28 protein-coding genes are annotated in these 25,516 nt (G+C 70.9%); 25 read left to right on the top strand and 3 right to left on the bottom strand.

Annotated features, from left to right (window positions below):
• Window positions 1–14: 14 nt before the first annotated feature.
• The 12 genes from rplN (at window position 15) to map (ending at window position 7,127) form a co-directional block, all read left to right on the top strand.
• Window positions 15–383: a 50S ribosomal protein L14 gene (rplN, locus tag BIU97_RS08955; protein WP_071259799.1), complete on the top strand. Its 369-nt coding sequence runs from the start codon at window positions 15–17 to the stop codon at window positions 381–383.
• Window positions 384–386: 3 nt separating this feature from the next.
• Window positions 387–746, top strand: a complete 360-nt coding sequence (rplX, locus tag BIU97_RS08950) for a 50S ribosomal protein L24 (RefSeq protein ID WP_056121433.1) — start codon at window positions 387–389, stop codon at window positions 744–746.
• Window positions 746–1,336: a 50S ribosomal protein L5 gene (rplE, locus tag BIU97_RS08945; protein WP_071259802.1), complete on the top strand. Its 591-nt coding sequence runs from the start codon at window positions 746–748 to the stop codon at window positions 1,334–1,336. Before rplX ends, rplE begins: the two co-directional genes overlap by 1 nt.
• Before the next feature lie 153 nt (window positions 1,337–1,489).
• On the top strand, window positions 1,490–1,888 hold the full coding sequence (gene rpsH, locus BIU97_RS08940) for a 30S ribosomal protein S8 (protein ID WP_017885519.1): 399 nt from the start codon (window positions 1,490–1,492) through the stop codon (window positions 1,886–1,888).
• A 6-nt stretch (window positions 1,889–1,894) separates the two neighbouring features.
• On the top strand, window positions 1,895–2,431 hold the full coding sequence (rplF, locus tag BIU97_RS08935) for a 50S ribosomal protein L6 (protein ID WP_071259805.1): 537 nt from the start codon (window positions 1,895–1,897) through the stop codon (window positions 2,429–2,431).
• A 2-nt stretch (window positions 2,432–2,433) separates the two neighbouring features.
• Window positions 2,434–2,808 carry a 50S ribosomal protein L18 gene (rplR, locus tag BIU97_RS08930; RefSeq protein ID WP_071259808.1) on the top strand — a complete coding sequence of 125 codons (375 nt, stop codon included), beginning with the start codon at window positions 2,434–2,436 and terminating at the stop codon, window positions 2,806–2,808.
• Window positions 2,805–3,584 (top strand): 30S ribosomal protein S5, encoded by a 780-nt coding sequence (gene rpsE, locus BIU97_RS08925; protein ID WP_071259828.1) that lies wholly within the window; start codon window positions 2,805–2,807, stop codon window positions 3,582–3,584. The genes rplR and rpsE overlap by 4 nt, the downstream gene beginning before the upstream one ends.
• Window positions 3,584–3,769, top strand: coding sequence for a 50S ribosomal protein L30 (rpmD, locus tag BIU97_RS08920; protein ID WP_173168934.1), 186 nt, complete (start codon window positions 3,584–3,586; stop codon window positions 3,767–3,769). Before rpsE ends, rpmD begins: the two co-directional genes overlap by 1 nt.
• A complete protein-coding gene (gene rplO, locus BIU97_RS08915; protein WP_071259834.1) occupies window positions 3,766–4,230 on the top strand; it encodes a 50S ribosomal protein L15 in 465 nt (154 codons plus the stop codon). Before rpmD ends, rplO begins: the two co-directional genes overlap by 4 nt.
• Before the next feature lie 148 nt (window positions 4,231–4,378).
• The gene (secY, locus tag BIU97_RS08910; protein ID WP_071259837.1) at window positions 4,379–5,701 is read left to right on the top strand and encodes a preprotein translocase subunit SecY; all 1,323 of its coding nucleotides are present in this window, start codon (window positions 4,379–4,381) and stop codon (window positions 5,699–5,701) included.
• A complete protein-coding gene (locus BIU97_RS08905) occupies window positions 5,698–6,288 on the top strand; it encodes an adenylate kinase (protein ID WP_071259842.1) in 591 nt (196 codons plus the stop codon). Before secY ends, BIU97_RS08905 begins: the two co-directional genes overlap by 4 nt.
• An 8-nt stretch (window positions 6,289–6,296) precedes the next feature.
• On the top strand, window positions 6,297–7,127 hold the full coding sequence (gene map / locus BIU97_RS08900; RefSeq protein ID WP_083404779.1) for a type I methionyl aminopeptidase: 831 nt from the start codon (window positions 6,297–6,299) through the stop codon (window positions 7,125–7,127).
• 225 nt (window positions 7,128–7,352) lie between these two features.
• Here map and BIU97_RS08895 read toward each other — a convergent pair whose 3' ends face one another.
• Window positions 7,353–8,645 carry an LCP family protein gene (locus BIU97_RS08895; protein WP_071297486.1) on the bottom strand — a complete coding sequence of 431 codons (1,293 nt, stop codon included), beginning with the start codon at window positions 8,643–8,645 and terminating at the stop codon, window positions 7,353–7,355.
• Window positions 8,646–8,939: 294 nt separating this feature from the next.
• Between BIU97_RS08895 and infA the strand changes: the two genes are divergently transcribed.
• The 8 genes from infA (at window position 8,940) to BIU97_RS08860 (ending at window position 16,648) form a co-directional block, all read left to right on the top strand.
• Window positions 8,940–9,161: a translation initiation factor IF-1 gene (gene infA / locus BIU97_RS08890; protein ID WP_017885509.1), complete on the top strand. Its 222-nt coding sequence runs from the start codon at window positions 8,940–8,942 to the stop codon at window positions 9,159–9,161.
• A gap of 70 nt (window positions 9,162–9,231) precedes the next feature.
• Window positions 9,232–9,348, top strand: coding sequence for a 50S ribosomal protein L36 (gene rpmJ / locus BIU97_RS17290; RefSeq protein WP_022903266.1), 117 nt, complete (start codon window positions 9,232–9,234; stop codon window positions 9,346–9,348).
• Between the two features lie 185 nt (window positions 9,349–9,533).
• Window positions 9,534–9,908, top strand: coding sequence for a 30S ribosomal protein S13 (rpsM, locus tag BIU97_RS08885; RefSeq protein WP_058728274.1), 375 nt, complete (start codon window positions 9,534–9,536; stop codon window positions 9,906–9,908).
• A gap of 9 nt (window positions 9,909–9,917) precedes the next feature.
• Entirely contained in the window at window positions 9,918–10,316 is a 399-nt protein-coding gene (rpsK, locus tag BIU97_RS08880) for a 30S ribosomal protein S11 (RefSeq protein ID WP_017885507.1), read from the top strand.
• 205 nt (window positions 10,317–10,521) lie between these two features.
• A complete protein-coding gene (locus BIU97_RS08875; RefSeq protein WP_071259847.1) occupies window positions 10,522–11,517 on the top strand; it encodes a DNA-directed RNA polymerase subunit alpha in 996 nt (331 codons plus the stop codon).
• 66 nt (window positions 11,518–11,583) lie between these two features.
• On the top strand, window positions 11,584–12,162 hold the full coding sequence (gene rplQ / locus BIU97_RS08870) for a 50S ribosomal protein L17 (protein WP_071259851.1): 579 nt from the start codon (window positions 11,584–11,586) through the stop codon (window positions 12,160–12,162).
• Window positions 12,163–12,275: 113 nt separating this feature from the next.
• Complete coding sequence (locus BIU97_RS08865; protein WP_071259855.1) at window positions 12,276–13,412, top strand: FUSC family protein; 1,137 nt, start codon at window positions 12,276–12,278, stop codon at window positions 13,410–13,412.
• Window positions 13,413–13,432: 20 nt separating this feature from the next.
• On the top strand, window positions 13,433–16,648 hold the full coding sequence (locus BIU97_RS08860) for an ATP-binding protein (protein WP_071297485.1): 3,216 nt from the start codon (window positions 13,433–13,435) through the stop codon (window positions 16,646–16,648).
• A gap of 10 nt (window positions 16,649–16,658) precedes the next feature.
• Here the strand turns inward: BIU97_RS08860 and BIU97_RS08855 are convergent, their stop codons facing one another.
• A complete protein-coding gene (locus tag BIU97_RS08855; RefSeq protein WP_071259884.1) occupies window positions 16,659–17,489 on the bottom strand; it encodes an ABC transporter permease in 831 nt (276 codons plus the stop codon).
• Window positions 17,486–18,484, bottom strand: a complete 999-nt coding sequence (locus BIU97_RS08850) for an ATP-binding cassette domain-containing protein (RefSeq protein ID WP_071259888.1) — start codon at window positions 18,482–18,484, stop codon at window positions 17,486–17,488. Before BIU97_RS08850 ends, BIU97_RS08855 begins: the two co-directional genes overlap by 4 nt.
• Before the next feature lie 269 nt (window positions 18,485–18,753).
• Between BIU97_RS08850 and BIU97_RS08845 the strand changes: the two genes are divergently transcribed.
• The 5 genes from BIU97_RS08845 (at window position 18,754) to glmM (ending at window position 25,459) form a co-directional block, all read left to right on the top strand.
• Window positions 18,754–19,614, top strand: a complete 861-nt coding sequence (locus tag BIU97_RS08845) for a tRNA pseudouridine synthase A (RefSeq protein ID WP_254782952.1) — start codon at window positions 18,754–18,756, stop codon at window positions 19,612–19,614.
• Between the two features lie 52 nt (window positions 19,615–19,666).
• Window positions 19,667–22,771 carry an ExeM/NucH family extracellular endonuclease gene (locus BIU97_RS08840; protein WP_071297483.1) on the top strand — a complete coding sequence of 1,035 codons (3,105 nt, stop codon included), beginning with the start codon at window positions 19,667–19,669 and terminating at the stop codon, window positions 22,769–22,771.
• A 327-nt stretch (window positions 22,772–23,098) separates the two neighbouring features.
• On the top strand, window positions 23,099–23,545 hold the full coding sequence (rplM, locus tag BIU97_RS08835; protein WP_071259898.1) for a 50S ribosomal protein L13: 447 nt from the start codon (window positions 23,099–23,101) through the stop codon (window positions 23,543–23,545).
• Window positions 23,546–23,582: 37 nt separating this feature from the next.
• Complete coding sequence (gene rpsI, locus BIU97_RS08830; protein ID WP_027466716.1) at window positions 23,583–24,068, top strand: 30S ribosomal protein S9; 486 nt, start codon at window positions 23,583–23,585, stop codon at window positions 24,066–24,068.
• A 17-nt stretch (window positions 24,069–24,085) separates the two neighbouring features.
• Complete coding sequence (gene glmM, locus BIU97_RS08825) at window positions 24,086–25,459, top strand: phosphoglucosamine mutase (RefSeq protein ID WP_071259902.1); 1,374 nt, start codon at window positions 24,086–24,088, stop codon at window positions 25,457–25,459.
• Window positions 25,460–25,516 lie beyond the last annotated feature (57 nt).

Here is a 25,516-nt window from a genome sequence, read left to right as displayed (position 1 = left end):
AATAGGAGACAGCAGTGATTCAGCAGGAATCCCGCCTGAAGGTCGCCGACAACACGGGTGCCAAGGAGATCTTGACCATCCGCGTGCTCGGTGGCTCGGGTCGTCGCTACGCCGGCCTCGGTGACATCATCGTCGCCACGGTGAAGGACGCCATCCCCGGCGGCAACGTGAAGAAGGGTGACGTCGTCAAGGCGGTCATCGTTCGCACCAAGAAGGAGACCCGTCGTCAGGACGGCTCCTACATCAAGTTCGACGAGAACGCGGCAGTGATCCTCAAGGCCGACGGCGACCCGCGCGGTACGCGCATCTTCGGTCCGGTCGGTCGCGAGCTCCGTGACAAGAAGTTCATGAAGATCATCTCGCTCGCGCCGGAGGTGCTGTAAGCCATGGCGAACATCAAGAAGGGTGACCTCGTCCAGGTCATCACGGGCGCGACGCAGGAGCGTGGCGGCGACCGTGGCAAGCAGGGCAAGGTCATCGAGGTCCTCAAGGACAAGAACCGCGTCGTCGTCGAGGGCGTGAACTTCGTCACGAAGCACGTCCGCGTCGGACAGACGCAGCGCGGCTCGAAGACCGGTGGCATCGAGCAGCACGAGGCCTCGATCCACGTGTCGAACGTCGCGATCGTCGACCCGAAGACGAAGAAGCCGACCCGCGTCGGCTTCCGTACCGAAGAGGTGGAGAAGGACGGCGTCAAGAAGACCGTCCGGGTCCGCTACGCCAAGAAGTCTGGTGAGAAGCTCTGATGACTGACACGACTGCCGCGACGACTGAGAAAGTTCAGCCGCGCCTCAAGCAGAAGTACAAGGACGAGATCAAGTCCGCCCTCACCGAGCAGTTCGGCTACGCGAACGTCAACCAGGTCCCCGGCCTGGTCAAGGTCGTCGTGAACACCGGTGTCGGCGAGGCGGCTCGCGACTCGAAGATCATCGAGGGGGCCATCAAGGACCTCACGGCGATCACGGGTCAGAAGCCCCAGGTCAACATCGCCCGCAAGTCCATCGCGCAGTTCAAGCTGCGCGAGGGTCAGGCCATCGGCGCGCACGTCACCCTCCGTGGCGACCGCGCGTGGGAGTTCCTCGACCGCCTCATCTCGCTCGCCCTGCCCCGCATCCGCGACTTCCGCGGTCTCAGCGACAAGCAGTTCGACGGGAACGGCAACTACACGTTCGGTCTCACGGAGCAGTCCGTGTTCCACGAGATCGACCAGGACCGCATCGACCGTGTCCGCGGCTTCGACATCACCGTCGTGACCACCGCGAAGACGGACGACGAGGGACGCGCGCTGCTCCGCCAGCTGGGCTTCCCGTTCCGCTCCAACGAGCAGACGGTCTAAGCTACTTCGAGCGGTGCGGGCCGGGGGATCAACGTCCTCCGGCCCGCACGCACGAACACACCGACCTCGGGGAACCGCCCCGGGGTCACTCGATCGCTCAGGTCGGCATTCGTGGAACGGGTGTCGAAACCAGGCGAGAAATGGACGAACACCATGACGATGACCGATCCGGTCGCAGACATGCTGACCAGATTGCGGAACGCGAACTCCGCGCACCACGACGCAGTCGCACTCCCGAGCTCGAAGCTCAAGAAGAACATCGCCGACATCCTCAAGCGCGAGGGTTACATCAGCGAGTGGAAGGTGGAGGACGCCCGCGTCGGGCAGACCCTCACCATCGACCTCAAGTACGGCCCCGAGCGCGAGCGTTCGATCGCCGGCATCAAGCGCGTCTCGAAGCCGGGCCTCCGGGTCTACGCGAAGTCGACGGAGATCCCCCAGGTCCTCGGTGGCCTCGGCGTGGCGATCCTCTCGACCTCGTCGGGCCTCCTGACCGACCGCGAAGCCGAGCAGAAGGGCGTGGGTGGGGAAGTCCTCGCCTACGTGTGGTGATCGAGAATGTCACGAATCGGACGTCTTCCCATCGACATCCCCGCCGGCGTCACCGTCTCCGTTGACGGTCAGAACGTGGCGGTCAAGGGCCCGAAGGGCGAGCTCGCGCTCGTCGTCGCGGAGCCCATCCAGGCCAAGGTCGAGGAGAACCAGGTCCTCGTCACCCGTCCGGACGACGAGCGCGAGTCGCGTTCGCTCCACGGACTGACCCGGACCCTCATCGCCAACAACATCATCGGCGTGACCCAGGGCTACACCAAGGGCCTCGAGGTCGTCGGCACCGGTTACCGCGTGCAGGCGAAGGGCTCGAACCTCGAGTTCGCGCTCGGGTACTCCCACTCGATCACGGTCGAGCCGCCGGCGGGCATCAGCTTCGCGGTGGAGGGCAACAACAAGGTCACCGTCGCCGGCATCGACAAGCAGGCCGTCGGTGAGGTCGCCGCGAACATCCGGAAGCTCCGGAAGCCCGAGCCCTACAAGGGCAAGGGTGTCCGTTACGCCGGCGAGAACGTGCGCCGCAAGGCCGGAAAGTCAGGTAAGTGATCATGGGACTCCTCAAGACCCGCGGCAAGAGCAAGGCGGCCGCCAAGGCTCGTCGCCACAACCGTCTCCGCAAGAAGATCACCGGCACCGAGGCTCGTCCGCGTCTCGCCGTCACCCGCTCGTCGCGTCACGTGTTCGTGCAGGTCATCGACGACTCGAAGGGCCACACCCTGGCCAGCGCGTCGACGATGGAGGCAGACCTCCGCTCGTTCGACGGAGACAAGACCGCCAAGGCTCGTCGCGTCGGTGAGCTCCTCGCCGAGCGCGCGAAGACCGCTGGCGTCGAGGCCGTGGTCTTCGACCGCGGCGGCAGCAAGTACGCCGGTCGCGTCGCCGCGATCGCCGACGGTGCCCGTGAAGGAGGGCTGAACCTGTGAGCGACATCGCGAACACGAACGAAGACGCCAACGTCGAGGCCACCGCTGACGCGGCTGCCGACACGACGGCCAAGGCCACGACCGGCAAGGAGGCAGAGGCCCCGGCCGTTGCCGAGCGTCCGGTCGAGACCGCCGCGGGCTCCGCGTCCAACAACCGCGACTCCGCCGACCAGCGCGGCCGTCGTGGTGGCGGGCGTGACCGTCAGCAGGGCCGCGACCGCAACAACCGCGGTGGCGACAGCCAGTTCCTCGAGCGCGTGGTGACCATCAACCGCGTGTCGAAGGTCGTCAAGGGTGGTCGTCGCTTCAGCTTCACGGCGCTCGTCGTCGTCGGCGACGGCAACGGCCTCGTGGGCGTCGGCTACGGCAAGGCCAAGGAGGTCCCCACGGCGATCTCCAAGGGCGTCGAAGAGGCGAAGAAGAACTTCTTCCGCGTCCCGCGCGTCGGCAACACGATCCCGCACCCGGTGCAGGGCGAGGCCGCTGCCGGTGTCGTGCTCCTGCGTCCGGCCGCTGCCGGTACCGGTGTCATCGCCGGTGGTCCGGTCCGCGCCGTGCTCGAGTGCGCCGGCATCCACGACGTCCTGAGCAAGTCGCTCGGCTCGTCGAACACGATCAACATCGTGCACGCGACCGTCGAGGCGCTGCAGCAGCTCGAGGAGCCCCGCGCGGTCGCGAGCCGTCGTGGCCTCGACGTCGACCGGGTCGTCCCGGCTCGTCTGCTCCAGGCCGAGGCCGCTGCCCTGCGTGCCGCGACCGAGAAGGCAGGTGCGTGATGGCGACCCTGAAGATCACGCAGATCAAGTCCGTTATCAGCGAGAAGCAGTACCAGCGCGACACCCTGCGCAGCCTGGGCCTCAAGCGCATCGGCCGTACGGTCGAACGTGAGGACAACGCCCAGAACCGCGGGTACATCGCGACGGTCGCGCACCTCGTGAAGGTCGAGGAGGTCGACGCATGAGCGACGAGAAGAACGAGCGCGTGCAGGTGCTGAAGCTGCACCACCTCCGCCCCGCCGAGGGCGCCAAGAAGGACCGCACCCGTGTGGGTCGCGGTGAGGGCTCGAAGGGCAAGACCGCTGGACGTGGTACCAAGGGCACGAAGGCCCGTTACCAGGTCCGGGTCGGCTTCGAGGGTGGGCAGATGCCGCTGCACATGCGCACCCCGAAGCTCCGCGGGTTCAAGAACCCGTTCCGGGTCGAGTACCAGGTCGTGAACCTGGACAAGATCTCGGAGCTCTACCCCGACGGTGGCGACGTCACCGTTGCGGGCCTGGTCGCCAAGGGCGCCGTCCGCAAGAACGAGAAGGTCAAGGTTCTCGGTCAGGGTGACATCTCCGTGAAGATCACGGTCACGGTCGACAAGGTCTCGGCGTCCGCCGCCGAGAAGATCGTGGCTGCTGGCGGCACCGTCTCCCAGTAACCCCCGTCGGCGGCCCGTGCGTTTGCGCACGGGCCGCCGTTACGGTTTCCTTGACAGTGGCAGGCATCCGTCTGCCGGGTCGGCGCTGCCGACCGACACCGGTACGGCCGCGATCGACGGCCTTCGGTCCCAGAAGTTCGGAGTCCTCGTGTTCAGAGCGGTCGCGCGCATCATGCGCACCCCCGATCTTCGCAAGAAGATCGGCTTCACCCTCGCGATCATCGCGCTGTTCCGGCTCGGGTCGTACATCCCCGCACCGTTCGTCGACTACTCCGCGGTGCAGAGCTGTCTCGCCAGCGCCTCGTCGTCCGGCGGGCTCTACGACCTGATCAACCTGTTCTCCGGCGGCGCGCTGCTGAAGCTCTCGGTCTTCGCGCTCGGGATCATGCCGTACATCACGTCGTCGATCATCGTGCAGCTGCTGCGCGTGGTCATCCCGCACTTCGACGCCCTCTACAAGGAGGGCCAGTCCGGCCAGGCGAAGCTGACGCAGTACACGCGCTACCTCACCATCGCGCTCGGCGTGCTGCAGTCCACCACCCTGATCACGGTCGCCCGCTCCGGCGCCCTCTTCGGCACGAACGCCTCGTCGTCCTGCTCCGCGATCATCTCGAACGACAGCTGGTACGCCATCATGCTGATGGTCGTCACGCTGACCGCCGGCACCGGCCTCATCATGTGGATGGGCGAGCTCGTGACCGAGCGCGGCATCGGCAACGGCATGTCGCTCCTCATCTTCACGTCCATCGCAGCGCAGTTCCCCTCGGCGCTCTGGGCGATCGAGCAGTCGCAGTCCTTCGAGCTCTTCCTGCTCGTCATCCTGGTCGGGCTGGCCATCATGATGGCCGTCGTCTTCGTCGAGCAATCGCAGCGGCGCATCCCCGTGCAGTACGCCAAGCGCATGGTCGGGCGGCGGACGTACGGCGGCAACAACACCTACATCCCGATCAAGGTGAACATGGCCGGCGTCGTGCCCGTCATCTTCGCCTCGTCGCTGCTGTACCTGCCGGCCCTGGTCGCGCAGTTCAACCAGCCCTCGGACGGCTCGGAGCCGCCCGCGTGGGTGACCTGGATCCAGAGCAACCTGACCTCGGGTGACAACTGGTTCTACATGGTCCTGTACTTCCTGCTCATCGTCGGGTTCACGTACTTCTACGTGGCGATCACCTTCAACCCCGAAGAGGTCGCCGACAACATGAAGAAGTACGGCGGGTTCATCCCCGGCATCCGTGCCGGCCGTCCCACCGCCGAGTACCTCGACTACGTCCTCACCCGGGTGACGCTGCCCGGCTCGCTCTACCTCGGTCTCATCGCGCTCGTCCCGCTGGCAGCACTGGCGCTGTTCGGCGCGAACCAGAACTTCCCGTTCGGCGGTGCCAGCATCCTGATCATCGTGGGTGTCGGCCTCGAGACCGTGAAGCAGATCGACTCGCAGCTGCAGCAGCGTCACTACGAAGGGCTTCTCCGTTGAGCGCACGTCTCATCATCGTCGGACCTCCCGGAGCCGGGAAGGGCACGCAGGCCGGCCGCATCGCCGACTCGCTCGGGATCCCCGCGATCTCGACCGGCGACATCTTCCGCAAGAACGTCGCCGACGGCACGCCCCTCGGCGTGCAGGCGAAGGCGCTCATGGACGCGGGCGAGTACGTCCCCGACTCGCTCACGAACGAGCTCGTCAAGTCGCGTCTGGCCGAGTCGGACGCCGAGCACGGCTTCCTGCTCGACGGCTACCCCCGCACGGTCGGACAGGTCGAGTACCTCGACGCGCTGCTCGCCGAGCAGGGCACCGGGATCGACGCGGTCGTGCAGCTCGTCGCCGACCAGGACGCCCTCGTCGGCCGCCTGCTCAAGCGCGCCGCCGACCAGGGCCGCAGCGACGACAACGAGGAGACCATCCGTCGTCGGCAGCAGGTGTACAGCGAGCAGACCGCGCCGATCGTGGCGGCCTACGGCGACCGCGGCCTCGTGGTCGACGTCGACGGGCTCGGTGGTATCGACGAGGTCGGCGACCGGATCCAGGCCGCCCTCTCGTCGCGCGGGCTGACCGCAGCCGTCTGAGCAGCGTGGTGCGCTTCCGCAAGCCGTCGATCTACAAGACGCCCGACGAGCTCCGTGCCATGGTGCGCCCCGGGCTGCTGACGGCAGAGGCGCTCGACGCCGTGCGCGCAGCGATCCGGCCCGGCGTGACGACGGGTGAACTCGACGCCGTCGCCGAGCGGACGATCCGCGACGGCGGCGGGGTGCCGAACTTCCAGCTCGTCCCCGGCTACCGGCACACCCTGTGCGTCTCCGTCAACGACGAGGTCGTGCACGGGATCCCCGGCGACCGGGTCCTGGCCGTGGGGGACATCGTCTCCGTCGACGCCGGCGCCGAGGTGGACGGCTGGAACGGCGACAGCGCCTTCACCGTCGTGGTGCCCGGCGGCGACGCCGAGCTGACCGCGGCGCGGCAGCGGCTGGCCGACACGACCGAGCGTGCGCTCTGGCACGGCATCGCGGCGCTCGCGCACGCGCGCACCCTGCACGAGGTCGGCACCGTCATCGAGGAGACGATCGACGCGTCCGGCACGTGGGGGATCGTCGAGGACTACACCGGGCACGGCATCGGTCGCTCGATGCACGAGGACCCTCCCGTCTACAACCACAGCGTCCGCGGTGCGGGGCCGGCGGTCAAGCCCGGTCTCGTGGTCGCCATCGAGCCGATGGTCACCGCCGGCTCGATCGACAGCACGACGGACGACGACGACTGGACCGTCCGCACGGCGGACGGCTCGGACGCGGCGCACTGGGAGCACAGCGTCGCCGTGCACGCCGGTGGCATCTGGGTGACGACGGCCGCTGACGGCGGCGCAGCGGGTCTCGCCCCGCTCGGGGTCACGCCCGTCCCGATCCCGTAGCGACCCCCTTCGGACAGGAGGCCCGGTGCCGGCTGGCACCGGGCCTCCTGTCCGTCCGTGGGTGCGTTCTCACCCATCGGGCGCGCAATCGGAAGCGGATCCGCGCGTCGGAGGCCGGAAGGAACGGCCTCCTACGCGCGGAACGACCTCCCACGCGCGGAACGACCGCCCACGCGCGGAACGACCGCCCACGCGCGGAACAGCCAGCAGGGCGCGCGGCGCCGGTCAGTTGCCGACGGAGCAGGTCCGCTCGGAGGCGCTCTGCCCGGTGATGGACGAGGGCAGCGGCGTCGCGGTCGCGGTGCGCTTCGGGGTGGAGGGCGTCGCCGGGGTGCTCGAGGTGCCGGACGGGGTGCCGGCCGAGGAGGAGCCGCCCGTCGACGTACCGGCCGAGGGGTCCGACGACGGGGTGCCAGACGCGGTCCCGCCGGAGGACGGCGACTCCTGCGAGGCGCGGCCGGTCGTCGAGTCGCCGAGCGAGGTGCGGACGTCGTTCTGCAGCGCGACGTTGAGCGTGTGGGCGGTCTGCTCGTCGACGACGACGCGCGCCGGGTTCGTCGGGTCGTCAGCGACGGGGTACTGCACGAACAGCATGTTCGCCGTGCTCATGCCGCGCAGGGCGGTGGCGACACCGACGATGGTGCGGGTGCGGGCGAGGCCGTCGGACAGGGTCATGTTCGACAGGGCGGCGCCCGCGAGCTTGTAGAGCGTCAGCGGGTTCGACAGGGTGCCGTCCGCGGTGACCTTGCGGAGCAGGGCCGACAGGAACACCTGCTGCGAGCTGATCCGGGCGAGGTCGCTGCCGTCGCCGACGCCGTGCCGGGTGCGGAGGAAGGCGAGCGCGTCGGTGCCCTCGAGCTTGTGGGACCCCGCGGTGAGGTGGAGCCCGGTGAAGGTGTCGTCGATGGGCTGGGCGACGCAGACGTCCACGCCGCCGAGGGCGTTCGACATCTCGATGACGCCGTCGAAGGTGATGAGGCCGGCGTACGGGATGCTCAGGCCGGTCAGGTTCTCGACGGTGTCCACGACGCAGGAGACGCCGCCGTTGCCGAGGGCGGTGTTGAACATGGCCGAGGAGGCCGCCGGGTACGTGGTGCCGGTCGCGGGGTTCGTGCAGGCCGGGATCGGGACCATGAGGTCGCGCGGGAAGCTGACGGCGGTGAGCTGCTGGTGGTCCTGCGACAGGTGGACGAGCATCGTGACGTCGTTGCGTGCGCCCTCGACGTGCTCGTCGGAGTCGAACTGCCCGACGCGGGTGTCGCTGCCGATGAGCAGGATGTTCGCGCCGCCCTTGATCGCGGTGATGTCGGCGGTCTTCGCGGTGCTCTGGTCGTCGGTGCTCAGCTGCACGGTCTGCGGCGCCGCCTTGAGCTGGGCGCCGGCGATCGCCGCGAGGCTGGTCCCGCTCACGAGGAGCACGGCGGCGGCCGCGGCGACGACGGTGACCGCGGACGTCCACGCACGACGGCGGGCCTGCTTGCCGTGTCGGGCGAAGGGGCGTCGGGTGACGGCGGGCACGTGGTCTCCGTTCGGTGGTCCGGCGCCGAGGTGGACGGCCGGACGGGCTTGCTGGTCACGGTACGGTCCGCGCACCCACGGGCGCCCCGGAGTGCGCCGACAAACCACTGTGGAACACTCAGGCGGTCGACCGGAAGCCCCAGCAGAGGGGCCGTCCGTCGTCGCCCACTTGGCAATTGCGGGTTTACCACATAAGATCGATCTTTGGTGTGTCATGCCCTCTCGGGTGTGGCGACCGACCCGCAGACCGGTTCGGGGATCACACCTGTTCCACAACCAAGCGACAGTGAGGCTATGGCCAAGAAAGACGGCGTCATCGAGATCGAAGGCTCGGTGCTCGAAGCTCTGCCCAACGCGATGTTCCGCGTTGAGCTGACGAACGGACACAAGGTCCTCGCGCACATCTCCGGGAAGATGCGCCAGCACTACATCCGCATCCTCCCCGAGGACCGCGTGATCGTGGAGCTGAGCCCGTACGACCTGACCCGCGGCCGGATCGTCTACCGCTACAAGTGATCCGCGAGCTGGAAAGGAACGGCACGGCAACCCTGCCGCGCACGAAGCCAGCGAGCACGAGGAAACAACGATGAAGGTCAACCCCAGCGTCAAGCCCATCTGCGAACACTGCCGAGTGATCCGCCGCAAGGGCCGCGTCATGGTGATCTGCAAGAGCAACCCGCGTCACAAGCAGCGCCAGGGCTAGTCCCCGACGCGTGACCGACGCGGCGCCGTCCGACGGACGGCAGGCTGCTCGAGCACGACCCACAACTCAAGATCGACAACGCAGTACCAGAACCCGGTCGCACGACGGCCGGGGGACACCTCGGGGCGGAGGCCCGGGCACCGGTACTGCGCCACACCTCTACTGACAACAGGAGCAGCCATCACATGGCACGTCTAGCAGGCGTCGACATCCCGCGCGAGAAGCGCGTGGAGATCGCACTCACGTACATCTACGGCGTCGGCCGTACCCGCGCGGTCCAGGCACTCGCCGAGACCGGTATCTCCGGTGACATCCGCGTCAAGGACCTGACCGACGACCAGCTCGTCGCCCTCCGTGACTTCATCGAGGGCAACTTCAAGGTGGAGGGTGACCTCCGCCGTGAGGTCGCAGCCGACATCCGCCGCAAGGTCGAGATCGGTAGCTACGAGGGTCTCCGCCACCGTCGTGGTCTCCCGGTGCGCGGTCAGCGCACCAAGACCAACGCGCGTACCCGCAAGGGACCGAAGCGCACCGTGGCAGGCAAGAAGAAGGCCCGATAGGAGATCATCATGGCTACCCCCAAGACTGCCGCGCGCAAGCCGCGCCGCAAGGAGAAGAAGAACGTCGCCGTGGGCCAGGCCCACATCAAGAGCACGTTCAACAACACGATCGTCAGCATCACCGACCCGTCGGGTGCCGTCCTCAGCTGGGCGTCCTCGGGTGCCGTCGGCTTCAAGGGTTCGCGCAAGTCGACGCCGTTCGCGGCGCAGCTCGCCGCCGAGTCCGCTGCGCGTCAGGCGCAGGAGCACGGCGTCAAGAAGGTCGACGTCTTCGTGAAGGGTCCGGGTTCGGGCCGCGAGACCGCGATCCGTTCGCTCCAGGCCGCAGGCCTCGAGGTCGGCTCGATCAACGACGTCACGCCGCAGGCGCACAACGGGTGCCGCCCGCCCAAGCGCCGTCGCGTCTGACGCGAGGAGCAACCGGCCGCGCCCTGCTCGTCCCCTGATCGGATCCACTCCGACGGGGTCGGGCAGGGCCCGCGGCCATTCCTGGTCGTTCGATCGCGCACATCGGTGCGCGTGATCACAACTCAACAGACCCGTCGGGGCCCACGCGGCCCCGTCGTACCGCCAAGTGTCATATAGCGGACACTTCGCCGAAAGGAATCCCACAGTGCTCATTGCACAGCGCCCCACCCTGACCGAGGAGTCGATCTCCGAGCACCGCTCGCGCTTCGTCATCGAGCCGCTCGAGCCGGGCTTCGGTTACACCCTCGGCAACTCGCTGCGCCGCACGCTCCTCTCCTCGATCCCCGGCGCGGCTGTCACCAGCATCCGCATCGACGGCGTCCTCCACGAGTTCAGCACCGTTCCCGGTGTCAAGGAAGACGTCACCGAGATCATCCTCAACATCAAGAGCCTGGTCGTCTCCAGCGAGCACGACGAGCCGATCACCGCGTACCTGCGCAAGCAGGGTGCGGGTCAGGTCACCGCTGCGGACATCTCCGCACCGGCCGGCGTCGAGATCCACAACCCGGAACTCGTCATCGCGACCCTGAACGACACGGCGCGCTTCGAGCTCGAGCTCACGATCGAGCGCGGCCGCGGCTACGTCTCGGCCACGCAGAACCGTTCCGAGTTCTCCGAGGCCGGGCAGATCCCGATCGACTCGATCTACTCGCCCGTCCTCAAGGTCACCTACCGCGTCGAGGCGACGCGTGCCGGTGAGCGCACGGACTTCGACCGCCTGGTCGTCGACGTCGAGTCGAAGCCGGCGATCACGCCGCGCGACGCCATCGCGTCGGCCGGTCGCACGCTGGTCGAGCTGTTCGGGCTCGCCCGCGAGCTCAACACGGCGGCCGAGGGCATCGAGATCGGCCCCGCGCCGGTCGACGCGGTGCTCTCGAACGAGCTGCAGACCCCGATCGAGGACCTCGACCTGTCGGTCCGCAGCTACAACTGCCTGAAGCGGGAGGGCATCAACACGGTGTCCGAGCTCGTCGCCCTGTCGGAGACGCAGCTCATGAACATCCGCAACTTCGGTCAGAAGTCGGTGGACGAGGTCAAGGACAAGCTCACCGAGCTCGGCCTGTCCCTCAAGGACACCGTCCCCGGATTCGACGGCGCCCACTTCTACAGCGGGTACGACGAGGACGAGTCCAACAACTGACCTCGCGCTGACGCGCACGCGTGCCGCTGACGCAGCGCGCACCACCATCACCACTGGAGAACTGACATGCCGAAGCCCACCAAGGGCCCCCGCCTCGGTGGCGGTCCCGCCCACGAGCGCCTGCTCCTGAGCAACCTCGCCAACGCCCTCTTCACGCACGGTCGCATCACGACCACCGAGACGAAGGCCAAGCGCCTGCGTCCTGTCGCCGAGCGTCTCATCACGTTCGCGAAGCGTGGCGACCTGCACGCGCGTCGTCGCGTGATCAGCATCCTGCGCGACAAGTCCGTCGTGCACACGCTGTTCACCGAGATCGCCCCGCAGGTCGAGGACCGTCAGGGCGGCTACACCCGCATCACGAAGCTCGGCTTCCGCAAGGGTGACAACGCGCCGCTCGCGTCGATCGAGCTCGTGCTCGAGCCGCTGACGAGCTCGCCCGCCCCGGTCAAGCGCAACGCGGCCCCGGCCGCCGCCGCGCCGGTCGAGGAGACCGAGACCACCGAGGAGGCCCCGGTCGACGAGACCGAGACCACCGAGGAGTCCGCGCCGGTCGAGACCGAGACCGAGACCGACGCTGCCGCCGAGGTCGAGGCGGACGCCGCCGCGAAGTCGGACGACGCCGCGAAGGCCGACGACGCCAAGTAGCGCCCCGCACCACGACGAAGCCCCCGCGACCCCGGTCGCGGGGGCTTCGTCGTTGCTCGACGCCTTCACAGTGGGGCGCCCGTAACGTTTCCGCCCGACAGGGAGAGAGTCCGATGCAGTTCGAGCACGTGGCCGGTGTGGGCCGTCGGGTCTGGTGGTGGAGCCGGACCTCGGGGACCCAGCCGCGTCTGCTGCACGCCGCGAAGGCGGCCGGGGCGGCGGCGCTCGCCTGGTTCGTCGCCCTGCAGGTGCCGGGGGTGGCGTCGGAGTACCCGTACTACGCCCCGCTCGGTGCGGTGGTCGCGATGCAGACGACGGTGTTCGCCGGACTCCGCAGCGGCGTCCAGACGCTCATCGGGATCGCGCTCGGCATCGTCGTCGCCGGGTTCACGATGTGGATCGGCGACCCCGGCATCATCGCCGTCGCACTGGCCGTCGGCATCGGCGTGCTCGTCGGCGGGTTCCGGGTGCTCGGCGAGGGCAGCACCTGGGTGTCGACGGCGGCGCTGTTCGTGCTGCTCGTCGGTGGTGCGCACGCCGAGGGCTACTCGCTCGGCTACCTCGTGCAGATGGCGATCGGCGTCGTCATCGGTCTCGCCGTCAACTTCACCGTCTTCCCGCCGCTGCACTTCTGGGACGCCGAGCACCGCATCGACGAGGTCAACGACGTGCTCGCGGAACACCTCGAGGGCCTCGCGCACGTCGTCGACGGCGGCGACCGCGACGAGGACGCCTGGGACCGCCAGCAGGACCGCCTCGACCGCGCCATCGCCGACGTGCGTGCCCGGGTGTCCATCGCGCACGAGAGCCGTCGCATCAACCCGCGCGGCGCGCTCCGCGGCTCCCGCGCCCGTCTGCAGCGCGACGGTGCACGGTTCCGCGCGCTCGAGCGGGTCGCCTGGTACACGACCGACCTCACCGAGCTCGTGGCCCGGTCCGGCCCGGTGTCGGCCAACGTCGGCCGCCCGGACCCGGCGTTCACCGAGCCGCTCGCCCGGGCGCTCCGCCAGGTCGCCTGCACCATCCGTGGCGAGTGTCCGCCGGAGGAGGGCGACCGCGCGATCGAGGGCCTCGAGCAGGCGCTCGACGCGTCACGCGAGGACCCGTCGCAGGTGGCGGTCACGTCCTCGGCCCTGGTCGCGCTGCGCGGGATCGTCGAGTCGGAGCGTCGCGCCACCCACGACCTCGAGCTCCGCACCGGCCCGTCCGGCTCCGGGCGCTCGGGGCACTCCGGACACTCCGGGGACTGACGCCTCCGTAGACTCGCAGCGTGAGCGAGCACCCCCGCGTCGCCGTCCTCGGACCGGTCCAGCTGACCGGTGCCGACGGCGAGCCGACCACCGTCCCCGGTGCGCTCGCCCGGTCGTTCACGACGGCGCTGGTCCTGGCTGACGGGCACACCATGAGCACCGAGGGGCTCATCGCCGAGCTCTGGCCGGACACCCGGCCGAAGGGTGCCAGGGCGTCCCTGCAGACGCTCGTCTCGCGTCTCCGGCGCACCACGGCCGACGGACTCGTCGTGTCGACGAGCACCGGCTACGCGCTCGCGTGCGGCCCGGACGACGTCGACCTGGTCCGCGCCGAACGTGCGGTGGCCCGGCGTGCCGACGTCGAGGCGGTGGGGCACGCACTCGACCTCTGGCGCGGCGAGCCGGGAGCCGACGTCGAGGGCGAGCTCGGCGACGCACTGGCCGACCGCGCCGCAGCCGCCCGGCGCGGGCTCCGACGCGCGCTCGCAACCGCCCTCGTCGAGGACGGACGGGCGGACGAGGCCGCGGACCTCTGGGCGGCCGAGGCGCAGGCCAACCCCTTCGACGAGGTGGCGGTCGCCGGGAGCATGCGCGCGCTGGCAGCGGCCGGCCGCACCGCCGAGGCCGTCGCCGCGTTCGCGGCGCACCGGGACCGCCTGGGCGACGAACTCGGCGCCGACCCGTCCGCCGACCTCGTCCGGCTGAACGCCGACCTGCTCCGCCGGTCCGCCCCGGCGTCCGGCAGCGTCCGCCGGATCGGCCTGCGTGCCGCGCCGAACGCGTTGATCGGCCGGGAGGCCGACCTCGCCGCCGTCACGCACCTGCTGTCCTCGGCGCGGCTGGTCACCGTCCTCGGGCCGGGTGGGCTCGGCAAGACCCGCCTCGCGCAGGCAGTCGCCGCGGAGCTGCCGTCGACGTGCGGCGTCGTGGTGCTCGAGCTCGCCCCGCTCGTCGCCGCCGAGGACGTCGTGCCCGCCCTCGGGGCGCTCCTCGGGATCGCCGAGTTCCGCACGACCCGGTCGCTGCGGGAGCCCGTCGCCGCGGACCTGCGGACCCGGGTCGAGCGGGCCCTCGCCGACGGGCCGACCGTCCTCGTGCTCGACAACTGCGAGCACCTGCTCGCCGGGGTCGCCGCGTTCGCGGCCGACCTGCTCGCGACCGTCCCCGAGCTGCGGATCCTCACGACCTCGCGGGCGCCGCTCGCGATCGCCGGCGAGGTCGTGGCGCCCCTCGCACCGCTGCCCGTCGAGGCGGACGGTGCCGCCGTGCGGCTCTTCACCGACCGGGCCAGGGCCGCGCGCCCGGGAGCGGTCCTGCCGGTCGACGCCGTCCGGCGGATCTGCACCCGGTTGGACGGGTCCCCGCTCGCCATCGAGCTCGCCGCCGCCCGCATCCGCGGCATGAGCACCGACGAGATCGAGCGCCGGCTCGACGACCGGTTCGCGCTGCTCCGCGGCGGTGACCGTTCGGCGCCGGAGCGGCACCGCACCCTGCTCGCGGTCATCGAGTGGAGCTGGCGGCTGCTCGACGACGGCGCCCAGGAGCTGCTGACCCGACTCGCGCTCTTCCCCGACGGCCTGTCGGTGGACGCGGTCGAGGCCGTCGCGGTCCCCGAGCGGCGGGACGACGCGCTCGACGACCTCGCCGAGCTCGTCGAGCAGTCGCTCGTGCAGCTCGTCGAGCACGACGGGGAGCCCGTGCGGTACCGCCTGCTCGAGACCGTCCGCGAGTTCGGGGCGGCCCGGCTCGACGACCGCGGGGCGACTGCCTCGGTGCGTTCGGCCATGATCCGGTGGGGCCGCGACTTCACGGCTGCCCGGCCGCTCTTCACCACCCCGGGTGCACCGCAGCGCCGCTGGTTCCACGAGACCGGCCGCGAGGCCGACAACCTCGTCGTGCTGCTCCGTTGGGCGCTCCGCGCCGGGGACCGGGCGGCCGTCGCGCACCTGTTCGCCGGCCTCGGCGGCTACTGGACGCTGCGCGGCGCCCACGGCGAGGCCGTCGCGGTCGGTCCGGACGTCGTCTCGGTGCTGCGTCGGACGGCGCCGGCGGACGGGGACCGCACCGCGACCGTCCTGTCGCTCGTGCTGGCGGGCGCGTCGACGGCATTCAGCGACCAGCGGACGACGGCGCTCGCGATCTCCGCCCTGCGGCGCACCACCGCTGCGGGCCCGACCGGCACACCGGTGCTCGACGCCGAGGTCACGCTGCTCATGACCTCCGGACGCCCCGAGGCGGTCGCCGCCCTGCTCGAGCGGATGCGCGACGACCCCGACGACGCCGTGGCCTGCCTGGGCAACACGCTCAGCGCGCCACTGGCCGAGAACGACGGCGACGCCGACCGGGCGCTCTCCTACGCCCGTCGGGCCGAGGCGCTCGCGGCGACCGTCGACGACGCCTGGGCACTCGGGTCCGGTGCGGTCACGATGACGCAGCTCCTGGCGCAGCGCGGCCGGTACGCCGAGGCGCTCGCCGCGGCCGACGTCGCCCGGCGGCGGCTCGAGGTGTTCGGTGCCGACGACGACCTGTCCGAGGTCGCCTGGTCCGTCGGGCTCTGCGCCGCGGCGACGGGTGACGTCGACCGCGCCAGGGCGGCAGCGGCCGAGCTCGCGGCACAGCCGGCGCCGACCCGCGGCTTCGGCGACGGTGGCGGACAGGTGGCGGTGCTCGCGCTGGCGATCGAGGCCGAGTGCCTGCGCGCTGTCGGGGACCCGGTCGCCGCCGCAGCGGCGTACGACCGGGCGTGGGCGGTCGTGCTGCCGGAGCGGCGGGCGACGTCGAACTGGATGGTGATGGCGGGCGCCGCGCGGATCGCGACGGTGGACGAGGCGGGGGCGGAGCCGCGAGGCGGGGGCGATCCGGGCCTCCCGGCCGACCCGCCGGACCACACGGTGACCGCACGCCGCCTGCGGGTGGCGGCACTCGTCATGCTGCGGCTGCAGCCCTGGTGGCTGGACCTGCCGGTCGTCGCGACGGCGCTGCTCGGGCTGGCGCTCGTGACGGCTCGCCGCGGCACGCTCGGGGAGGCTGCCCGGTGCTGGGGTCTGGCACACCGGCTGTGCTCCCGGCAGGACTTCGCGGTCCTCGCGCACGCGCGGGTCCGGCCGCTCCTGGTGGAGGCCCTCGGTGCCGAGGCCGTGGCGGACGCCGAGACGGCCTCGGCCGGGTGGGACCGGACCGAGGCCGTGGCGCGGGGCCGGGAACTGCTCGAGGGGCTCCGCTTCCCCGTGGGCTGACGAGCGGGCGTCACGCCTTCCGCATGTACGCCCGGACGGTGAGCGGGGCGAACACCGCGACGACCGCGGCGGCGCCGAGCAGGCTGATCCACAGGTCGCCGCCGACCGTGCCGTGGTTCACCAGCTCGCGGACGGCGGTGATGAGGTGCGAGATCGGGTTGACCTCGGTGAACCAGCGCAGCCAGTCCGGCAGGGTGTCGGCGGGGACGAAGGCGTTCGACAGGAACGTCAGCGGGAACAGCACGAGGTTCGAGATGCCGGAGACGCTCGACGCGGTCCGCGCGACGACGCCGAAGTAGGCGAAGATCCAGCTGATCGCCCACGCGACCACGACCACGAGCAGGCCGGCGAGGACCACCGCGCCGAAGCCGCCGGCCGGACGCAGGCCCATGACGAAGCCGACGGTGAAGGTGATCGTCGTGGCGATGGCGTACCGGACGGTGTCGGCGAGCAGCGCGCCGGCGAGCGGGGCGATGCGGGCGATCGGCAGGGACTTGAAGCGGTCGAAGACGCCCTTGTCCATGTCCTCGCGGAGCTGCACGCCGGTGACGATCGACGAGGTGATGTTCGTCTGCACGAGGATGCCCGGGATGATGATCGGCAGGTAGGCCGCGACGTCGCCGGCGATCGCGCCGCCGAAAATGTACGTGAACATGACCGTGAAGACGATCGGCATGAGGGTCACGTCGAACAGCTGCTCGGGCGTCCGGCGGACCTTGACGAGCCCGCGGTACGCCATGGTGAGCGACTGCCGGACGGTGGCGCCGAGGCCGGTCGAGCCGACACCGGGACGCGGGGTGACGCGGGGGCCGGCGGTCCCCGTGGTGGTGATGGTGGTCATGCGTTGCTCCCTTCGAGCTCGCGCTGGTCGTCGGCGGTGTCCGTCGCGGCCGGCTGGCCGGTGATGGTGAGGAAGACCTCGTCGAGCGTCGGCTTCTGCACGCTGATCTCGGCGAGGGAGATGCCGGCCTCGCGGAACGCCACGAGCAGGTCGGTGACCCGGTCCGGGTCGGCCATCGGGGCGGTGAGGCGGGAGCCCTCGGGGCTCGCGACCGCCGGGGAGCCGAGCACGCGCGCCACCAGCGCCGACGCGGTGTCGAGCCGGTCGGCGTCGGCGTCGGCGAGCCGGAGCTGCAGCGAGGCCGTGCCGATCGACGCCTTCAGCTCGTCGCCGGTGCCCTCGGCGACGACGCGGCCGCGGTCGATCACCGCGATGCGGTCGGCGAGCTGGTCGGCCTCGTCGAGGTACTGCGTCGTGAGCAGGACGGTGGACCCGGTCGCGACGAGCTCGCGGATCGTGTCCCACATCTGCGACCGGGTGCGAGGGTCGAGCCCCGTCGTCGGCTCGTCGAGGAAGATGAGCGGCGGCTGCGCGATGAGGCTCGCCGCCAGGTCGAGGCGACGGCGCATGCCGCCCGAGAACGCCTTCAGCGGACGGGAGGCCGCCTCGGTCAGGCCGAAGCGCTCGAGCAGCTCGGTCGACTTGCGTCGCGACTCGGCGCGGGACAGCCCGAGCAGGCGCGAGAACACGACGAGGTTCTCGGTCGCGCTGAGCGTCTCGTCGACGCTGGCGTACTGACCGGTCACGCCGATGAGGGACCGGACGGTCTGCGCCTCGCGGACGACGTCGTGCCCGAAGACCCGCGCCTGGCCGGCGTCCGGCCGGAGCAGCGTCGCGAGCATCGAGATGGTGGTGGTCTTGCCGGCGCCGTTCGGGCCGAGCACGCCGTAGACCGTGCCGGCCTCCACACGGAGGTCGACACCGTCCACGGCACGGTTCGTGCCGAACGTCTTCACGAGGCCGGTGGCCTCGACCGCGAGCGGGGTGCTGCTCATCGCGGGTTCCTTTCGTGGCGGATCGTGTCCGGCGGGGGACCGCCGGGTGTGTGGTCGAGGACGATGGTGCGCCCGGCCGCTCACGCGGCACTGACGTGGCGCTGACACGGGGCGTGCTGCGGTGTCAGCGGCCGGGAGGCCCGGTGCCGCTCCGCCACCGGCCTCGCGTCCGGCCGTGGGCGCCGTGCGTCCCGGGTCGGGTCCGCCCGTGGTCGCCGCGCCTCCGGGGTCGCGTCCGGCCGTGGTCGCCCCGCCGGTACGGTGGTCGGGTGGACGAGACAGTGCGGCTCCGACTCGACGTCGCCTACGACGGGGCGCCGTTCGCCGGGTGGGCACGGCAGCCGGACCTGCGGACCGTGCAGGGGGTGCTCGAGTCCGCACTCGCCACCGTGTTCTCGCGGTGGGGGGAGCCGCCGTCGCTCACCGTCGCCGGCCGCACCGACGCCGGGGTGCACGCGACCGGGCAGGTCGCGCACCTCGACCTCTCGCCGGAGCAGTGGGGTGCCCTGGCGCGACCGCGGCGGGCGGGCGCACTCCGGTCACCGCTCGACGGACTGGTCAAGCGGCTCAACGGCATCGCCGGCCCGCACGGCGACGTCGTCGTCACCCGTGCGTCCGTGGCACCCGCTGGCTTCGACGCCCGGTTCTCCCCGGTCTGGCGACGGTACGAGTACCGCGTCGCGGACCTCGACGCCCCGCGTGACCCGCGCCGACGGGGGCACACGCTCTGGCACCCGACGCCGCTCGACCCGGCGGCGATGGAGCGCGGCGCGCTGACGCTGCTCGGTCTGCACGACTTCGCGACCTTCTGCAAGCCGCGCGAGGGCGCCACCACGATCCGGACGCTGCAGGACTTCCGCTGGGACCGCGAACCCGACGGCGTGCTCGTGGCGCGCCTGCAGGCCGACGCCTTCTGCCACTCGATGGTCCGCGCGATGGTCGGGGCGACGATCGCCGTCGGCGAGGGGCGCTTCGGGGCGGAGCGACTCGAGGAACTCCGCGTGGCCGAGACCCGGACGAGCGAGTTCAAGACCGCGCCGGCGAAGGGCCTGACGCTCGTCGAGGTGGGGTACCCGGCGGACGAGGCGCTCGCGGAGCGGGCGGAGCAGACGCGGGCGCGCCGCGAGTGATCGTTCACCGGTCGGAAACCTGAAGGCCTCCGCAGGTCGCTAGCGTGCTGCCATGCCCAACTCCCTCGGGCGCACTCTGCTGTGCGCCACGGCTGCTGCGACGCTCGTCGCCGCTCCGCTCGTGTCCGTGACCGCAGCGACCGCGAACCCCGAGGGCTCGGACCTCGTGATCGCCGAGGCCTACCTGAAGGCCGGCAGCACCGGCGCCTTCTACAACCAGAAGTTCGTCGAGATCGGCAACCCGACCGACGCACCGGTGTCGCTCGCCGGGTGGTCGCTGCAGTACCGCTCGGCGACGGGGACCGGACCCTTCTCGACGAGCACGCTCGAGGGCACCGTCCCCGCGAACGGCACCTTCCTGGTGTCGATGGCGGGCAACGGCAACACGCCGGCCGGCGCCGACCTGCCGACGCCGGACGACACCGCGTCGCTGACCCCGTCCGGCACGACGGGCACGCTCGTCCTCGCCGAACAGACCACGGCACTGTCGCTCCCCGCCGGTCCGGTGACCGCCGGGACCCCGGGTGTCGTCGACCTGCTCGGGTACGGCGCCTCGAACACCTTCGAGGGCACCGTCCGCTCGGTCGAGGGCGCCAACGGCGTACCGAACGGTCTCGTCCGCCAGGGCACGGCCGACACCGACGACAACGGCGCGGACTTCTCGGTGACGACCACGCTGACCCCGCGGAACGCCGCCGGCGAGACCACCGCACCGACCGGTCCGACGGAGCCCACGGACCCGACCGAGCCGACCGACCCCGGTGCTCCGGCGGAGGCGGTCACGATCGCGCAGCTGCAGGGCACCACCGACACCTCGCCGTACGCGGGGAAGAACGTGACCACCGACGGCGTCGTCACCGCGGTCTACGCGACCGGCGGCTTCAACGGCTACACGATCCAGACGCCAGGCACCGGCGGCGCGATCGACCTCGCGACCCACACCGCGTCGGACGCCGTGTTCGTGTACTCGTCGGCGACCGCCGGACTCGTGGCCGTCGGCGACCACGTGCGCGTCACGGGCGCCGTCTCGGAGTACCTCGGCCTGACCGAGCTCACGGTGACGGACGCCGCCGCACTCGAACAGCTCACCGACCCGGTGGCCGCCCCGCAGCCGGCCGCGGTCGCGTTCCCGGCGTCTGACGCCCAGCGCGAGTCGCTCGAGAGCATGCTCGTCGCGCCGCAGGGCGCCTACACGGTGGCCGACAACTACACGACGAACCAGTACGGCGAGGTCGTGCTCGCCACCGGCGCCGGCCGCCTCGTCCAGCCGACCGAGGTCGGTCGTCCGGGCAGCGCCGAGGCGACCGCAGCCGCGACGTCGAACGCGGCGCGCAAGGTCACGCTCGACGACGGCACGAGCACGAACTTCCTCACGAAGGCGAACCAGGGCATCCCGGTGTCCTGGCTCACGCAGGGGCCGGTCACGGTGGGTGCCACCGCGACGTTCTCGAAGCCGGTCGTGCTCGACTACCGGAACAACGCGTGGAAGTTCCAGCCGACCGCCCCGATCACCGGTGCGACGCCGGCGGACGCCCTGCCCGCTGCGTTCTCGAACGTGCGCGAACCGGCTCCGCAGGACGTCGGCGGCGACCTGAAGCTCGCCGGCTTCAACGTGCTCAACTACTTCCCGACCACCGGTGACCAGCTCACCGGGTGCTCGTACTACACCGACCGCGCCGGTGACCCGGTGACCGTGAACTCCGGCTGCGACGCCCGCGGCGCCGCCGAGCAGGAGGACTTCCTGCGCCAGCAGGTGAAGATCGTCAAGGCGATCAACGGCCTCGGTGCCGACGTCGTCTCGCTCGAGGAGATCGAGAACTCCGCCCGCTTCGGTCAGGACCGCGACGCCGCCGTGGCGACGCTCGTCGAGGCGCTCAACGCGGCTGCCGGCTCGGACGAGTGGGCCTACGCGGAGTCCCCGGCGACCGTCCCCGCGAGCGAGGACGTCATCCGCCTCGCCCTGATCTACAAGCAGGACCGCGTCGCACCCGTCGGCGAGTCCACGATCCTGCTCGACGATGCGTTCACGAACGCCCGCCAGCCCGTCGCCGACGCCTTCCGCCCGGTCGGCGGCACCGCGGACGACGACTTCCTGGTGATCGCGAACCACTTCAAGTCGAAGGGCTCCGGCACCGGCGAGAACGCCGACCAGGGCGACGGCCAGGGTGCCTCGAACGCCGACCGTGTGCGGCAGGCGGAGGCCCTCGTGACCTTCTCGAGCGACATGCAGGAGCAGTACGGCACCGACAAGGTGTTCATGCTCGGTGACTTCAACGCGTACAGCAAGGAGGACCCGGTGGTCGTCCTCGACGACGCCGGCTACACCGACCTCGGCCCGGCGCTCGACAGCACCGAGTACTCGTACGTGTTCTCCGGCCTGAGCGGCTCGCTCGACCACGTCTTCGCGTCGGAGGCAGCGCTCGAGACCGTCACGGGCGTGGACATCTGGAACATCAACTCGACCGAGTCGGTCGGCCTGGAGTACAGCCGCCACAACTCCAACGCGACGGACCTGTACCGCGACGACGTGTTCCGCGCGAGCGATCACGACCCGATCCTGGTCGGCTTCGACCTCGACGCCGCGGGCACCAACCCGACGCCGACGCCGGAGCCCACGCCGGACCCGACGCCCGGCCCGGGCACGGACCCGACGCCGGAGCCGACGCCGGCGCCGACCCCTGGTCCGGGTGTGGACCCGACGCCGGTGCCGCCGGTGGACGGGATCACGCCGCCGGTGGTGCCGGTGGCGCCGTCGGAGTCGTCGTTGACGGAGGCGAACCGTGGTGGTGTGTCCGCTCCGGCGTCGGCTCGTGCGGGGGAGACGATCACGGTGACGGTCGGGACCGAGTACGCCGGTGCGACGGTGCACGTGTGGCTGTACTCGACCCCGTCGCTGATCGGTACCGTCGTGGTCGCTGCGGACGGCACCGTGCGGGTGACTATCCCGGCAGATGCTGCGTCGGGGGCGCACCGGCTCGCGGTGACTGCAGCGGACGGCAGCTTGATCGGCTGGACCACGATCACGGTGGTCACGGGTGACGGGGAGCTCGCGTTCACCGGTGCGGACGGCCTCGGTGCGGGTGCGGTGGTGGCGTTGCTGCTCCTCGCCGCGGGCGGAGTGCTCATCGTCCGTCGCCGCCGCACGGCCGCGGAGTAGCCCGCGCCCTGCGGGGGTGCTTCGTGAGCAGGAACGGTCGGGTTCGCCGTGTGCGACCCGACCGTTCCTGCTCAGCAGGTGGGTCGGGGGCGACCGCGGGACGGACGGGAGGCGCGGGGCGGGGCCGGCACGGGCCTCCCGGCCGACGGGCGGTACCGTTCGACAACGCGACCCGCGTCGGCTAGGCTCTCACCTTGGTCTGTGCGCCCCGCGCGCGGACAGTCAGATGAGCCCTCCACCCGGGCGTTCCGCCGGCTTCTGCCGTGGGGAACCCCGACCGGAGTGGGATTCACGGACTCCTCACCTCGACACGAAAGCAGCACTCCTGTGACTCGCACGTTCTCACCGAAGCCGGCAGACGTCCAGCACGACTGGATCGTCATCGACGCGACCGACGTCGTCCTCGGCCGTCTCGCCACCCACGCCGCGGCGCTCCTGCGCGGCAAGCACAAGGCCACCTTCGCCCAGCACATGGACATGGGTGACTACGTCATCATCGTGAACGCCGACAAGGTCGCCCTGACCGGTTCGAAGCTCGCGAAGAAGGTCTACTACCGCCACTCGGGCTACCCGGGCGGCCTCACGGCGACCTCCTACCCGGAGATGCTCGAGAAGCACCCCACCCGCGCCGTCGAGAAGGCGATCCGCGGCATGCTGCCGAAGAACACCCTCGGTCGCGAGCAGCTCAAGAAGCTGAAGGTCTACGCCGGCGCGGAGCACCCGCACTCCGCGCAGCAGCCCAAGGCGTACATCTTCGACCAGGTCGCACAGTAGTTCCGGCCACGACGACTTCAAGGACACGACAAAACTCATGGCTCAGATCGCTGACTCCCTCGACCAGACCCCGGAGAGCTTCACCACGGAGAGCGCACCCGCCGCTGCCGAGGCCGCTCCCCGTCAGATCCTCAACGTCTCCGGCGGTGCCGTCGGGCGCCGCAAGGAGGCCATCGCCCGCGTGCGCCTCGTTCCGGGCTCCGGCACGTTCGTCGTGAACGGCCGCACGCTCGAGGACTACTTCCCGAACAAGCTGCACCAGCAGCTCATCAACGACCCGTTCAAGGTGCTCGAGCTCCTCGGCTCGTACGACGTCGTCGCCCGCATCACCGGTGGCGGCCCCTCGGGTCAGGCCGGCGCGCTCCGCCTCGCCATCGCCCGCACGCTGAACGAGATCGACCGCGAGAACAACCGCGCGACCCTCAAGAAGGCCGGCTTCCTCACCCGTGACGCCCGCGTCATCGAGCGCAAGAAGGCCGGTCTGAAGAAGGCCCGCAAGGCTTCGCAGTTCTCGAAGCGCTAGTCGTCACCGAGATCGCAATGCCGCGTCTGTTCGGTACCGACGGGGTTCGTGGTCTCGCCAACGGCGAGCTGACGGCCGCGCTCGCACTGGGTCTTGCCCAGGCGAGCGCGGCCGTCCTCACTCACGGACACCACGCGGACGCCCGTCGGGCGTCCGGTCGACCGCGCCCGCGCGCGGTCCTGGCGCGCGACCCGCGCGTCTCCGGCGAGTTCCTCGGGTCCGCTGTCGCGGCCGGGCTCGCCTCCGCCGGCGTCGACGTGCTCGACGCCGGGGTCATCCCCACCCCCGCAGCGGCGTTCCTCGTCGCGGACATCGACGCCGATTTCGGCGTGATGATCTCCGCGTCCCACAACCCCGCTCCCGACAACGGGATCAAGTTCTTCGCCGCCGGCGGGCAGAAACTGCCGGACGAGGTCGAGGACCGCATCGAGGCGGCCATGCACGACCACTCCGCGCCCACCCCCACGGGCGCCGACGTCGGACGGATCAGCCGCTTCGCCGACGCCGAGGACCGCTACGTGGTCCACCTGCTCGGCACGCTGCCGCACCGTCTCGACGGCCTCCACGTCGTGCTCGACTGCGCGAACGGCGCGGCGGCGGGCGTCTCGCCCGAGGTCTTCGTCAACGCCGGGGCCCGCGTGACCCTGATCGGCGCCGACCCGGACGGCTGGAACATCAACGACGGGGTCGGCTCGACCCACATCGACAACCTGGCGCGCGCGGTGCTCGAGCACGGCGCGGACGTCGGCATCGCGCACGACGGCGACGCGGACCGCTGCCTGGCGGTCGACGCCGCCGGCAACGCGATCGACGGCGACCAGATCATGGCGATCCTCGCGCTGTCGCTCAAGGAGCGCGGACGCCTGGCGTCGGACACGCTCGTCGCGACGGTCATGTCGAACCTCGGGCTCATCCGGGCGATGGCGGACAACGGCATCACGGTCGAGCAGACCGCCGTGGGCGACCGCTACGTGCTCGAGAAGATGAACGAGGGCGGGTTCTCGCTCGGTGGCGAGCAGTCCGGCCACGTCATCTTCAACGAGTTCGCCACGACCGGTGACGGCATCCTGACCGGGCTGCACCTGGTCGCCGAGATGGCCCGCACGGGCAAGACCCTGCAGGAACTCGCGTCGTGCATGACGGTGTTCCCGCAGGTGCTGCTCAACGTGCGCGGGGTCGACCGCCACGGGCTTGCCGACCAGGGTGTGCAGGACGCCATCGCCGCCGCGGAGGAGGCCCTCGGCGACAGCGGCCGTGTGCTGCTCCGGCCGTCGGGCACCGAGCCCGTCGTGCGGGTCATGGTCGAGGCCGCCTCGCAGGAGGACGCCCAGCGCATCGCCGAGGAGCTCGCCGCCGTGGTCGAGCAGCGGCTGGCGCTCGACGCCGCGTAGGGCGCGGCGCGGCGCGGCCCCAGCGCAACCGTAATTCGCACAACCAAAGTCCGTTCG

It is taken from the genome of Curtobacterium sp. MCBA15_009 (assembly GCF_001864895.1).
In the GTDB taxonomy this organism is placed as follows: domain Bacteria; phylum Actinomycetota; class Actinomycetes; order Actinomycetales; family Microbacteriaceae; genus Curtobacterium.
Note: the sequence above shows the minus strand (reverse complement) of the source record. Positions and strands in the feature narration are given on the sequence as shown.

Bases quoted from the DNA above. Each gene is read 5' to 3' on its own strand.
- rplX (WP_056121433.1), top strand. From the start codon at position 387: ATGGCGAACATCAAGAAGGGTGACCTCGTCCAGGTCATCACGGGCGCG.
- rplE (WP_071259802.1), top strand. From the start codon at position 746: ATGACTGACACGACTGCCGCGACGACTGAGAAAGTTCAGCCGCGCCTC.
- rpsH (WP_017885519.1), top strand. From the start codon at position 1,490: ATGACGATGACCGATCCGGTCGCAGACATGCTGACCAGATTGCGGAAC.
- rplF (WP_071259805.1), top strand. From the start codon at position 1,895: ATGTCACGAATCGGACGTCTTCCCATCGACATCCCCGCCGGCGTCACC.
- rplR (WP_071259808.1), top strand. From the start codon at position 2,434: ATGGGACTCCTCAAGACCCGCGGCAAGAGCAAGGCGGCCGCCAAGGCT.
- rpmD (WP_173168934.1), top strand. From the start codon at position 3,584: ATGGCGACCCTGAAGATCACGCAGATCAAGTCCGTTATCAGCGAGAAG.
- rplO (WP_071259834.1), top strand. From the start codon at position 3,766: ATGAGCGACGAGAAGAACGAGCGCGTGCAGGTGCTGAAGCTGCACCAC.
- infA (WP_017885509.1), top strand. From the start codon at position 8,940: ATGGCCAAGAAAGACGGCGTCATCGAGATCGAAGGCTCGGTGCTCGAA.
- rpmJ (WP_022903266.1), top strand. From the start codon at position 9,232: ATGAAGGTCAACCCCAGCGTCAAGCCCATCTGCGAACACTGCCGAGTG.
- rpsM (WP_058728274.1), top strand. From the start codon at position 9,534: ATGGCACGTCTAGCAGGCGTCGACATCCCGCGCGAGAAGCGCGTGGAG.
- rpsK (WP_017885507.1), top strand. From the start codon at position 9,918: ATGGCTACCCCCAAGACTGCCGCGCGCAAGCCGCGCCGCAAGGAGAAG.
- rplQ (WP_071259851.1), top strand. From the start codon at position 11,584: ATGCCGAAGCCCACCAAGGGCCCCCGCCTCGGTGGCGGTCCCGCCCAC.
- BIU97_RS08865 (WP_071259855.1), top strand. From the start codon at position 12,276: ATGCAGTTCGAGCACGTGGCCGGTGTGGGCCGTCGGGTCTGGTGGTGG.
- BIU97_RS08855 (WP_071259884.1), bottom strand. From the start codon at position 17,489: ATGACCACCATCACCACCACGGGGACCGCCGGCCCCCGCGTCACCCCG.
- BIU97_RS08850 (WP_071259888.1), bottom strand. From the start codon at position 18,484: ATGAGCAGCACCCCGCTCGCGGTCGAGGCCACCGGCCTCGTGAAGACG.
- BIU97_RS08840 (WP_071297483.1), top strand. From the start codon at position 19,667: ATGCCCAACTCCCTCGGGCGCACTCTGCTGTGCGCCACGGCTGCTGCG.
- rpsI (WP_027466716.1), top strand. From the start codon at position 23,583: ATGGCTCAGATCGCTGACTCCCTCGACCAGACCCCGGAGAGCTTCACC.
- glmM (WP_071259902.1), top strand. From the start codon at position 24,086: ATGCCGCGTCTGTTCGGTACCGACGGGGTTCGTGGTCTCGCCAACGGC.